The organism is Acinetobacter sp. UBA6720 (assembly GCF_002454215.1).
In the GTDB taxonomy this organism is placed as follows: domain Bacteria; phylum Pseudomonadota; class Gammaproteobacteria; order Pseudomonadales; family Moraxellaceae; genus Acinetobacter.
The window spans coordinates 32,830-43,641 of record NZ_DKIK01000010.1 but is presented as its reverse complement, the minus strand read 5'-3'; the positions used below and the strand labels follow the sequence as shown (position 1 = coordinate 43,641).

At 38.4% G+C, this 10,812-nt stretch carries 11 protein-coding genes; 3 read left to right on the top strand and 8 right to left on the bottom strand.

From position 1 onward, the window contains the following. Nucleotides 1-316 precede the first annotated feature (316 nt). The 3 genes from B4F08_RS01110 to B4F08_RS01100 form a co-directional block, all read right to left on the bottom strand. Entirely contained in the window at nt 317-571 is a 255-nt protein-coding gene (locus tag B4F08_RS01110; RefSeq protein ID WP_110975970.1) for a YfhL family 4Fe-4S dicluster ferredoxin, read from the bottom strand. Between the two features lie 14 nt (nt 572-585). Next, nucleotides 586-1,986, bottom strand: coding sequence for a tRNA 5-hydroxyuridine modification protein YegQ (gene yegQ, locus B4F08_RS01105; RefSeq protein WP_291372560.1), 1,401 nt, complete (start codon nt 1,984-1,986; stop codon nt 586-588). Nucleotides 1,987-2,318: 332 nt separating this feature from the next. Then, a complete protein-coding gene (locus B4F08_RS01100; RefSeq protein WP_086207901.1) occupies nt 2,319-2,750 on the bottom strand; it encodes a Cd(II)/Pb(II)-responsive transcriptional regulator in 432 nt (143 codons plus the stop codon). Nucleotides 2,751-2,826: 76 nt separating this feature from the next. On the opposite strand from B4F08_RS01100, the gene B4F08_RS01095 reads away from it, so the two are divergent. Further along, nucleotides 2,827-3,471: a cation transporter gene (locus B4F08_RS01095; RefSeq protein WP_086207900.1), complete on the top strand. Its 645-nt coding sequence runs from the start codon at nt 2,827-2,829 to the stop codon at nt 3,469-3,471. Between the two features lie 143 nt (nt 3,472-3,614). Here B4F08_RS01095 and B4F08_RS01090 read toward each other — a convergent pair whose 3' ends face one another. Continuing rightward, nucleotides 3,615-4,457, bottom strand: coding sequence for a hypothetical protein (locus tag B4F08_RS01090; RefSeq protein ID WP_291372557.1), 843 nt, complete (start codon nt 4,455-4,457; stop codon nt 3,615-3,617). A gap of 252 nt (nt 4,458-4,709) precedes the next feature. Between B4F08_RS01090 and B4F08_RS01085 the strand changes: the two genes are divergently transcribed. Then, on the top strand, nt 4,710-5,276 hold the full coding sequence (locus B4F08_RS01085) for a TetR/AcrR family transcriptional regulator (protein WP_110975398.1): 567 nt from the start codon (nt 4,710-4,712) through the stop codon (nt 5,274-5,276). A gap of 392 nt (nt 5,277-5,668) precedes the next feature. Here B4F08_RS01085 and B4F08_RS01080 read toward each other — a convergent pair whose 3' ends face one another. Both B4F08_RS01080 and B4F08_RS01075 read right to left on the bottom strand, forming a co-directional pair. Then, complete coding sequence (locus B4F08_RS01080; RefSeq protein ID WP_086207897.1) at nt 5,669-6,469, bottom strand: DUF2071 domain-containing protein; 801 nt, start codon at nt 6,467-6,469, stop codon at nt 5,669-5,671. Nucleotides 6,470-6,579: 110 nt separating this feature from the next. Beyond that, nucleotides 6,580-7,359 carry a ferredoxin--NADP reductase gene (locus B4F08_RS01075; RefSeq protein ID WP_086207896.1) on the bottom strand — a complete coding sequence of 260 codons (780 nt, stop codon included), beginning with the start codon at nt 7,357-7,359 and terminating at the stop codon, nt 6,580-6,582. Nucleotides 7,360-7,461: 102 nt separating this feature from the next. Here B4F08_RS01075 and tsaA point away from each other — a divergent pair, with 102 nt between their 5' ends. After that, nucleotides 7,462-8,169: a tRNA (N6-threonylcarbamoyladenosine(37)-N6)-methyltransferase TrmO gene (tsaA, locus tag B4F08_RS01070; protein ID WP_291372552.1), complete on the top strand. Its 708-nt coding sequence runs from the start codon at nt 7,462-7,464 to the stop codon at nt 8,167-8,169. Between the two features lie 49 nt (nt 8,170-8,218). Here the strand turns inward: tsaA and B4F08_RS01065 are convergent, their stop codons facing one another. Both B4F08_RS01065 and B4F08_RS01060 read right to left on the bottom strand, forming a co-directional pair. Continuing rightward, nucleotides 8,219-9,241, bottom strand: a complete 1,023-nt coding sequence (locus B4F08_RS01065; protein WP_291372550.1) for a hypothetical protein — start codon at nt 9,239-9,241, stop codon at nt 8,219-8,221. 121 nt (nt 9,242-9,362) lie between these two features. Further along, nucleotides 9,363-10,616 (bottom strand): MgtC/SapB family protein, encoded by a 1,254-nt coding sequence (locus B4F08_RS01060; RefSeq protein ID WP_291372548.1) that lies wholly within the window; start codon nt 10,614-10,616, stop codon nt 9,363-9,365. Nucleotides 10,617-10,812 lie beyond the last annotated feature (196 nt).

Here is a 10,812-nt window from a genome sequence, read left to right as displayed (position 1 = left end):
TTTTGATTATATTATTCGTTCTGGGCTGTAAGTGTGAAATGAAAAAGCCAATGCTCTCCCAAAATCTACGTTGGCTTTTTCCCTTTTTATGTTGTATGACTAAGCTCTAGTTATACTTTTATAGGAACTCTGGTCGCTAACAGCCTGAGTTCCTTTTTTTTGGAATGATGATTTCGGGCAAAGAAAAAGCCAAAGTGTTCCCCAGATCACTTTGGCTTTTTCATTTAGTTGTTGTTTATTGTTATTCTTTGCCCAGTTTTTGTTTTGAAACTCTGAGTGTGGTTAGTACTCGGTTTCTTTTCTACTTTCCCCAAGGTTAGACGCTAAATAAGTTCAATCCTTTAAATTTTTCTAACAGTTGTTGCTGAGTTTCCATGTGTTCTGGGTGTGGCTCGATACAGGCAATTGGGCAAACATCGACGCAGGTTTGGGTGTCATAAAAACCAACACATTCTGTACAACGGCTGACGTCTATTTCATAAATCTTGTCACCTTCAAAAATAGCAGTATTGGGGCATTCAGGAAGGCACATATCACAGTTAATACATGCATCTGTTATTCGTAGTGCCATGGCATTATCCCCAGTCAGCTTGCAACATAAGCCAATGCAGGCGCTGAAATATCAGTGCTTGAATGCGGTAAGTTACGAATGAGTAGGGCATAACGCATGTCAACATCAGCAGGAACAGGTATTTCAACTACATGTCCTGAGCCTTTCGCTTCAAGTATTGGATTGCCTTTTTTATCGAGGATTTCTGTCAACTTAAAGGTGATATTGCCTGACGTGGTCATGAGTTCAAGTACATCGCCCACCACAAAACGGTTTTTGACATCGACTTTCAGATAATCGCCATTTCGCTCTAAAATTTCACCGCAGTATTGTTGATGGTCAAAACTAGATGAGCCATTTGCATAGTTTTGATATTCGCTGTGTACGTGGCGACGTAAAAAACCTTCGGTATAACCACGATTCGCCAGACCTTCGAGTTGTGTCATGAGTGATGGGTCAAAAGGCTTATTTGCGAGCGCATCATCTATGGCTTTGCGATAAATTTGAGCAGTACGGGCACAGTAAAAATAAGACTTGGTACGTCCTTCAATTTTTAAAGAATGGATGCCCATATGGGTTAAGCGCTCAACATGTTGCACCGCGCGCAAGTCTTTTGAGTTCATAAAGTAAGTACCATGTTCATCCTCTTCAGCAGCAAACATGTCTTCATCATGACGTTGTAATAATACGGGTTCATCGAACTGATGCTGTGCTTGCATATGCACTTCATCAACATCAGAATTTGAACAGCAGTTGGAGCTTGTATTCAGATTTTGAACGGGGATCACATCGCCATTTTCATCTTGTGTAGTCTGATGGACTTTGTATTCCCAACGGCAAGCATTGGTACATGCCCCTTGATTGGCATCACGTTTATTCATATAGCCTGAAAGCATGCAACGTCCTGAATACGCCATGCATAGCGCACCATGCACAAAAACCTCAATTTCCATGTCTGGCACTTGCTGCTTAATTTCTTCAATTTCATCAATGGATAATTCACGGGACAAAATGACACGAGTCAGTCCCATGTTTTTCCAAAATTTTACAGTAGCCCAGTTGACAGCATTGGCTTGAACAGAAAGATGCACATCCATGTCTGGAAAATGCTCACGTACCATCATAATCAGCCCAGGATCTGACATGATCAGGGCATCGGGTTGCATCGCAACCACAGGTGTGAGGTCACGAATAAAGTTTTTGAGCTTTGAGTTATGGGGTTGAATGTTGACGACCACATAAAACTTTTTGCCTAAGTCATGCGCTTCTTGAATGCCGATAGCTAAATTGTCATGATCAAATTCATTATTGCGCACACGTAAACTATAACGGGGTTGTCCTGCATAGACTGCATCTGCACCATAGGCAAAGGCATAACGCATATTTTTAAGCGAACCAGCCGGTGAAAGAAGTTCAGTAACGTGGGAAATGCTCATGATCAAACTAAGGCATAAAAAAAATATGGTTTTATTGTAGTGCTTTAAAAAATAGATTCAACCTAGTAAAAAACTCGGAATTTAACTGCTAGTGAGTATCATAAATTTTTATTCAAGGCTTTAATTTTAAATAATAAATAATATTTCTTTGAGTGAAGAATGATGTCTTTATAAAGATAGAAATTAAAAAAATAAAGTGCCTCATATAAAATTCACGCTGATTTGAAAAAGAAAAGATAAAAATTCTATACGAGTCTTTGCATATTTAGATGAAAGAAAGTGAAGACTAGGCATAAAAGTGAAGTTAAGCCATCAGGCATGTCAAGGTTCTGCTATTCGTCAGAAGTTTCCGCTTCAAGTTGCCTTAAAATTTGACAATCATCAATGGTTGATAGCGTGGCACAGGATTGACGCAGTTGTTGCAACTGAATTTGGAATTTTTTTAGTTCAACTATTTTTTGCTCGACTTGTTTTAAATGCTCATCTATCAATTGATTGACCGCGCTACAGTCCTGTAGTGGGTTCTGCTCCAATTGGATGAGATATTCAATTTCTTTGAGTGAGATATCCAGCGCACGGCAACGTTTAATAAAAATGAGTCGTTTAAGCGCCTCATCTTGATAATAGCGATAGTTATTGTCCCCGCGAAAAGAAGGTTCTAATAAATTTTTCTTTTCATAAAAACGAATGGTATCGGCACTTAAGCCAGTTTTTTGGACTAAGTCTTTTATTAAATAAACAGGAGATGAGTTTTGTTGATTCATTTTACTTGACCTTAGAGTGACTCCATGGTTTTTAATCATAATATAAAATGATCAAGTAGTGATAGAGGTCGCTAATATGGCGTGTTCTTCTTGTAGTTGTACACCCGCACCACAAAAGCCGAATAGTAAGTTTAGAACGGCATTATGGATTGCCTTATTTATTAATTTAGCTATGTTTGTGGTGGAACTCATTGGTGGGGCTTATGCGCATTCATCATCATTATGGGCTGATTCCTTAGACTTTTTTGGTGATGCGGTGAATTATGGTATTTCACTGGCAGTGCTCGGTGCGAGTTTATACTGGCGAGCGACAGTAGCCTTGCTGAAAGGTATAACCATGGCGCTGTTTGGCTTAGTTGTGATAGGCAAAGTGATTTATGCTTATGTGCTAGGGATTCCGCCTGAAGCTATGACTATGGGTGTGATTGGTGTGATAGCTTTGCTTGCGAATGTGGTTTGTGCTGTCATTTTATATGCTTACCGCGAAGGGGACTCGAATATGCAATCGGTTTGGCTTTGTAGTCGAAATGATGCGATTGGAAACGTGGCGGTTATCTTTGCAGCTATAGGTGTGTTTGGGACAGGAAGTATGTGGCCTGATATGATTGTTGCAGGTATTATGGCAACGTTAGGTTTGACAGCTGGCTATCAAGTCGTGACTAAGGCATTAGCTGAGCGGAAAAAGAGCGTTTTAGAAAATTCGACTGTGAAATATGAATAGGATGTAATTGCGAATACGTTTAGCGTTCAAGATTCGGTTTACAGCCTTACAGTAGTTTGAAGTTTAACACTCCATAGGATGGAACTTCTGCATGTTTAAGACGAATATGAGAGTGTACATGGACGTACAGCTATTAAGATGAATTAGTGAGTATGCAAATACATCTTTGTCCAAAAGTCATTCCACAGATTTAAATATTCAGCTTGAAGCTGTTTAAAATATGACTCGTCTTTTGGTTGGTAGCTTTGCGTGAATAGCAACCAAATATCGTCTTCATGATTATCATCGTTTGCAAGAGTTTGGTCACTGGCTTTAGCAATACCATGACATGCATAATAACCATTGGTAAACGAAGAATCATACACCGCGAGATTTGTTCTGAGTGCTTCACTGAACTTAATCACTTGCAGTTCAGTACAAGCCAAAATCAACAATAAGTCTGCATAAGAATGAATATGCTCTTGAATAAACTGTGTAAGAGAGAATGCTTCGGCTTGAGTTTGTTTTTGGTCAGGGACATCGAGTTTGAGTTGTTGCATCAGCTTTAAAAAATAAACCAAGTGCGATTTTGCAGGGGAGCTTTTTTCAAGTTGATGCGTGTTAAAACCCAATTCATCAAAAAGATTGAGTGAGAGTAGATAACGCGCATATATCTTTGCCGCAATACGGTCTTGTGCCTTAATATTACTGTTGTTTTCAAGTTGTAATGCTTGGTAGATCACCATGCTTAAGGCATCGGTAAAATTCTTGACAATAGCTGTAAAATAATTCAGATGAATTAATTTTAACTGCTCAAGGGTCAGTTGACATTGGTGCAACCGTGTAAGGATAGGATGCTTAAATAAGGCATGATCTCCTGTTGCCTGCTTTAGTGCATGGACCACTTGAGTATTTGATTTCCATAACTCTGGACTTAAGGAGTGCTGAATAAAGTATAAAACTTCTTCGCGGGTATGTTCAGACTGAGTAAAGGAAAAGGTGTTCATAGAGCGTTAAATTTTAATTTTCATCATTTTTTATCATAGTGAAAAAGGCTGCATTCTTCTAGTTTTTTTATTTAATTTAAATCTCTTATATTTCATGTGCTTATTTTAATGTTAGTGAGATTTCCCATAAAAAAACAGTGTTGTTTTAAATTTGATATATAATATCGTTTCGAAACGATATATTTCATATTCTTGTGGTGTTCTTATGGGGCAGTGGCCTAATTTTAAAGTTTTGTGCATCAGGTAAAATAAATGTCAAAAAAAGAAGACATCATTAATACAGCGCTTAATCTCTTTAACTCACATAGCTACAATTCTATCGGTGTGGATCGAATTATTAGTGAGTCTGGCGTTGCTAAAATGACATTTTACAAATATTTCCCTTCCAAAGCTAAATTAATTGAAGAATGCTTAGTGACTAGAAACCAAAATTTGCAGCAGTCTCTCGATGCAACGATTGCTGCGTGTGACCCAAGTGATTATCTCTCACATATTCGCGCAATTTTTGAATGGTATAATACATGGTTTCATACGACAGACTTTAATGGTTGCATGTTTCAAAAAGCAGTCGAAGAAATTTCAAAAATTTATCCGTCATCGCTCCAACCAGCAATTGATTATAAAGAGTGGTTGAAAGGAAAGTTGCGCCAAGCATTGCATCATTTAGGGGTGAAGCAAGATGAACAGTTGGCTGGTTTTCTTTCTAGTATTTTGGATGGAATGACTATTCAAGCTCAAATTGACCCAAATCAAGTGCATTTGGAAGAGTATTGGAAGCGTGTGAATACATTGATTCAGATGGAATTAGTTGCGGCTTAAATTATTAAAAATAAGAATGTAGCATCTAAGAATTACATTCTTATTGATTGAAATCATGCAGACTTTTATAAAATTCAATCAAAAATAAATAAGCGCGATAACTGTTAGATTATCGCGCTTTGCTGATAATAATTTATTTTTCATATCACTCATTATTTGACACTAATGAGTGATATGAATATGAGCAACTTAAACGTGCCTTCTTATATTTTTTTGTACCCTCTGAATGTTTTCGGTCATTCAGTATTTCAGCAAAAATAGACAGACTTGTCTGTTTTGTTGAATTATAGAGAAATTGTGGAGAAAAACAACCAATATGTCTTGAGTTTGGCTGAAATTTATTCATTGCCTCTAGTATTCAATAACTTAAATAGAATTAATTTTTTTAGAATTTAATTTGCTACAGTTTCGAGTACGCTTGGGGGTAAGTAAATTGTAAATTCATTGATCGGTTCAATCAGTACACTATAAGGCTTGAGTTGATCTTCATAGGATATAAGATTAAGCCTTGCTAACAGTTCAAAGCGCGCGTAGTGCAGTGTTGCGGGTCTAGGATTTAAGCGCTCATGCCACACACGATATGTACCGAGTTTGCCATCACGGCGATGATAAAATCCTGCCAAAGGATGTGTAAGAAAGACTTGGTAACTTTCTAAATCAGGAAAGCCTTCAAAAAACCAGTGGTCATCTTGAGCCTGAATTAAATTCACTTCAGAGCTAGCCCATGCAGATTGGGTTCGCATTTTGTATTGTGTGTATAAGCCAGTCGGATCTTGTAGACAGTCAAACTCAATTTGGGCTGGATGCCATGGCAGTTGCCAAACATAGCGTGGAAAGATCAGCGTCCAAGAGTCCAAAGTTGTGCCTAGAAACCAAACACAACGTTCCTGTGTTTCCTGATCAATCACATACACTCGATAGTTGGTTTGTCCCATAGTAAATTTAGGAAAAGGGTAGACGGCGGAGCTAAAGTCAACATCAATAAAAGGAACGACAGACATCAAAGCACATTGTTGGCCTTGATAAAGGATAGTGTCTAATTTAAATCGAGGGGGAATAATGTCTTTGAAGCGTGTAGGGTCGAGTGCATAAGTAATGAGGGCGAAATGCTGAAGTTTACACTGTACATCGAGACCTTTAGGTTGAGGTCTTGGGTGTAAATAGTCTTTAAAATTGAGTTTTGGAAAGGTCATTGTATAAATTTAAGATTTGTTCTTTTGTACAAATATTAGAGAAAAAGACAAGCAGAGTAAATAAAAAAACCGAAGCCTAAGCTTCGGTTTTTTAATATCTTTATACGATCTTACTTTTCAACGAATGCACGTTCAATAACATAATCACCCAGTACACCCATTTTAGGTGATTCTTTTAGACCATGTTGATCGAGAAGTGCTGCAACGTCATCTAAGAACGCTGGGCTGCCACAAAGCATAGCGCGGTCAGTTTCTGGGTTGAAACGTGGTAGCCCAATTTTTTCAAACAATTCGCCAGTTTCAATCGCTGTCGTTACACGACCTTGGTTTGGATATTCTTCACGAGTAACCGTTGGGTAGTAAACCAATTTGTCTTTGATACCAAGTTCTTCAAAGAATTCATGGCTTGGAAGTTCATTTAGGATTAGGTCTTGGTAGGCTAATTCAGAAATGAAACGAGTACCATGTACAACAATGATTTTCTCAAAGCGTTCATAGGTTTCTGGGTCACGAATTGTAGACAAGAACGGTGCAAGACCTGTACCTGAAGAAAGGAGGTATAAGTTTTTACCAGGGTTTAAGTCGTCGAGAACCAAAGTCCCTGTTGGTTTTTTAGAGATTAGAATCTCATCGCCCACTTTTACTTTCTGTAAGATAGATGTCAATGGGCCATCTGGAACTTTAATTGAGAAAAACTCTAGTTCTTCTTCATAGTTTGCACTGGCAATAGAATAAGCACGCATTAACGGTTTGCCATTTACTTCAAGGCCGATCATCACAAATTGACCGTTTTTAAAACGCAGTGCAGTGTCGCGTGTCGTTTTAAAAGAGAATAAAGTATCATTCCAATGGTGGACGTGAGTAATCTTTTCGACGTTGAAAGCAGCCATTAAAGGTCTCAATAAATTATCAAATTAGAACAGCTTGCTATTCTAATCTAAAATCATTCTCGATAAACTGAATATATTTAATTGAGCTTATTAGAAAAAGTGATGATAACTGAGTTAACCTTGCCAATTATTGGTTATATGCACTCTTCTTATAAAGAAAAGTTTGGTATTCCTCGCCAGCCTAATTTGGTACAAGTGGAATCCTATATTGAAATGTCAGCCCCTTATAATGATCTTTTGGCCTTTGAGGGGATTGAGGCTTTTAGTCACTTATGGTTGGTTTGGCAGTTTCATGACAATAAGAATCAAGAAAAAGCACAGTTTCGTCCACAAGTTCGACCACCTCGCTTAGGGGGCAACACAAAAATAGGAGTGTTTGCCACACGGAGCATGTACCGTCCAGCGCCAATTGGCCTATCTGTAGTTCAATTAAAAGCGGTAAAAAAAGAAGGGCGGTCAGTTCGTGTGTATGTTACAGGGAGTGATTTGCTCGATGGTACGCCAATTGTTGATATTAAGCCTTATATTCACTATTCAGATGCAGTTTTAGATGCTGAAAGTGGTTATGCACAAGATGAGCCTAAACGAAAGGTGGTGGTGTGGTCTGATCTGGCTTTGCTACAGAAGCAGCAGCTTTTAGCAAATGGCAAAATTTCTACGCAGACAGTACAGGAGCTTGAGGCGGTTTTATCTTTAGACCCGCGACCTGCGTATCAAGATGATGAAGCGCGAATTTATGGGATGAGATTTGCAAACTTAGATGTGAAATTTAAGGTAAATGAAACGTGTGTGGAAATACAGGAACTTTGAGTTCCTGTAGCCATTAAAACGCTCATCGGTAGCATGCTTTTCAAGTAATTTAGAACTTTAAGTTTTGTTCTAAATAACTTGCTGCAATTGGATTATACAGGTCACAACCTTTATTTAAGCCATCTGCCTTAGCTAAACGTGCGTTTTTCTCTTCGGTAGACATATTGTTTGTGATGAGGTCTTTCTCTGATTGAATGTCATCTACAAGATTTGACTCTACCCCAGCATTTACTTTTGAACTTGAATAGTAACTGTCTTTGTATTGAGCATATCCAATGAAAGTATTTGCCTCAGTTCCATCAGGACTGTAATGGTAGGCAAGAACATTTTTAAATTTTGTGAGCTTAAAATACTCTTGTTTAGTTTGGTTGGTAAATCGCTCTGTATATTCTTTAAAGAGACGTTGATATTCATCATCTTTTTCAGCTAAAAGTAAATATTCCTGATTATTAGAATATTGGGTTTCCAGTAGGCAGGTTGAACCTGCTGGGAATTTTAAAGCTTGGTAGGCTTTTAATTTTGTATTGATTTCATCTGAATATTTGACGCTATATTGAGGATAGTTCAAGTTCCAATTCAACTCAGGGTCTACCATTGCAAGTAGACTTTCGCCCGAAATATCGCGTTTGCTGACAGTTGACGTGAATTCTAATCCTGTAGAACCAATTGCTGAATAAGGGCGAAGTTTGAGTTGATTATTGGAAAAGGTCATTTCACCCATTAAAGTGCCATAACGACTATGGGTTGGGCCGAATGTTTGATACTCGCCTTGCGTAGTTAAGTAAATTTCATTTGTATCATCATCTGCATCTAAAGTGGCATAGGCTTTACCATCCACCAGTGTAATTTGCGTATTCAGTACATTGAAATCACCAAATTGATTGAGTTGATCATACCAATAATCAATACGGAATATTTCCCATTGCTGAGCGGTATTTGAATTATTATTTGATGAGTCAGTAGTTGTTGAGTTGTTGCTCGTGCTTGTATTATTTGAGCTATCAGAGCTTCCACCACATGCACTCAGCATGAGTGTGCTAAAAATTGCAAATGATAATATTTTAAATTTCATAAAGTACCCAATTCAAAAAATTTATTATTAATAACGTTGTTGTTTAAAAATAAAGCGGGCTGATTATAGGTTAATAGTATTGAATAAATAAATTTCATAAAAATAAGTAAGCTAAGTTTTTTTAAAAAATCATCCAGTACAGTAAGCCGATTAAAACCATCATATGTAAAATTTGAATCGGTGCAAAAGCAATAAAGTATTGCATCCCTCCTGTTAAAGCGGCATTCACAGATTTGGCAATCGCATGTGCGGCTAAACCAAATATAAATGCGGATATAACAGCAGTATCTGTGGGGGTACCTTGCATTACCACGGTTGCCATCGCCGCATGGATTTCAAACAAAGAGGCCAGTAAAGTTCCTGCAATTAAGCCAGCTTCGCCTAGCCACAGGTGAAGTCCATATACTCCTGCCTGAATGAGAGTTAAGCTCAGGGCAATAATTCCTGCCTCTTTTAAACTAAACATGCGTGAATCACTGCTCAGTTGCTGTTCTTGAGCTGGGGCAGTGCGGACTAAAGTATAGGCAGAGAGTCCTAAAATCAAACATGCGATTAGAGTGGGTAACAGTATTGTTTTGAGCCAGAGCATACTGACGCCCGCCACAATAATGAGCAGTTGCAATAAAGTTGCGATACATGACATCAGAGCAGCACCTGCATTGGATTTGGCCTGTGCACGACCTGCTCGAACCTCCATGCCCAAGCTAGCAATAGTGGCTGTACTGGATACAAAACCAGAAGCAAGGGCGGATAAAATCATGGCATTTTTAGTGCTTAACAATCGTTTGGCGATATGTGCAAGGGCTTGAACAGCCAGAATGAGTGTGACTAATTTTAAAATGATATAAGGATTCAGCACAGCGCCCCATAAAGGCGTATTCGGTGTTAAGGGAAGGGCTATTAAAATGAGAGCCAATAGGAAAATACCGTCTTTAAATTCTGCTTCTGTAATCCATTTTCCTGCAATACTGTGCATGGAGTGTTTAGTCATGAGAATAATGGTCAGCAGTACAGCCAGACCTGCTGCTAAAGGTGCATTCCACAGGCACATGGCGCCAATAAAATAAGTCATCACAAAGGCAAGCTCAGTGGTTGAGCCTAAGTCCTCAGTTTGGTTTTTCATGGAAAATAGGACAATACCTCCAATGATCAGCGCACCCACAATACCAATGGTGACACCAAATAAAAAGCAAATAGCACCAAGAAGGGCACAAATGGCAAAGGAGCGCAGTCCTGCAAAGCTCTGTTGGTTTTCTCGTTGCTTGCTTCTTTCTCGCTCTAGACCAATGAGTAAACCACAGCCCAAAGCTGAGGCCAATGTAAACAGGACGTCAGATAAAGCATAGTTGTCGATTGAAATGGTACTGAAGTCCAAAGCCTACCTCATAAACACAAATGAGTCGTTTAAAATATAGGCGAATGCGGGTGGTGGATTCAAGTCAAAATAGAGAAAAAGCGTAGTCATTTCATGATTATATTGATCAGCTGACATGCTTTTTTATATTTATAGGATTTGCCTGTGCTTTGTACAAAATAATCTCGAAAATCTTGCTATAGTGGTGTTCTGTTTG

What these genes read in the sequence shown, in the direction of transcription:
- yegQ (WP_291372560.1), bottom strand. Translation starts at nt 1,986, where the DNA reads ATGAGCATTTCCCACGTTACTGAACTTCTTTCACCGGCTGGTTCGCTT.
- B4F08_RS01110 (WP_110975970.1), bottom strand. Translation starts at nt 571, where the DNA reads ATGGCACTACGAATAACAGATGCATGTATTAACTGTGATATGTGCCTT.
- B4F08_RS01090 (WP_291372557.1), bottom strand. Translation starts at nt 4,457, where the DNA reads ATGAACACCTTTTCCTTTACTCAGTCTGAACATACCCGCGAAGAAGTT.
- B4F08_RS01075 (WP_086207896.1), bottom strand. Translation starts at nt 7,359, where the DNA reads ATGGCTGCTTTCAACGTCGAAAAGATTACTCACGTCCACCATTGGAAT.
- B4F08_RS01080 (WP_086207897.1), bottom strand. Translation starts at nt 6,469, where the DNA reads ATGACCTTTCCAAAACTCAATTTTAAAGACTATTTACACCCAAGACCT.
- B4F08_RS01100 (WP_086207901.1), bottom strand. Translation starts at nt 2,750, where the DNA reads ATGAATCAACAAAACTCATCTCCTGTTTATTTAATAAAAGACTTAGTC.
- B4F08_RS01085 (WP_110975398.1), top strand. Translation starts at nt 4,710, where the DNA reads ATGTCAAAAAAAGAAGACATCATTAATACAGCGCTTAATCTCTTTAAC.
- B4F08_RS01065 (WP_291372550.1), bottom strand. Translation starts at nt 9,241, where the DNA reads ATGAAATTTAAAATATTATCATTTGCAATTTTTAGCACACTCATGCTG.
- B4F08_RS01095 (WP_086207900.1), top strand. Translation starts at nt 2,827, where the DNA reads ATGGCGTGTTCTTCTTGTAGTTGTACACCCGCACCACAAAAGCCGAAT.
- tsaA (WP_291372552.1), top strand. Translation starts at nt 7,462, where the DNA reads ATGATAACTGAGTTAACCTTGCCAATTATTGGTTATATGCACTCTTCT.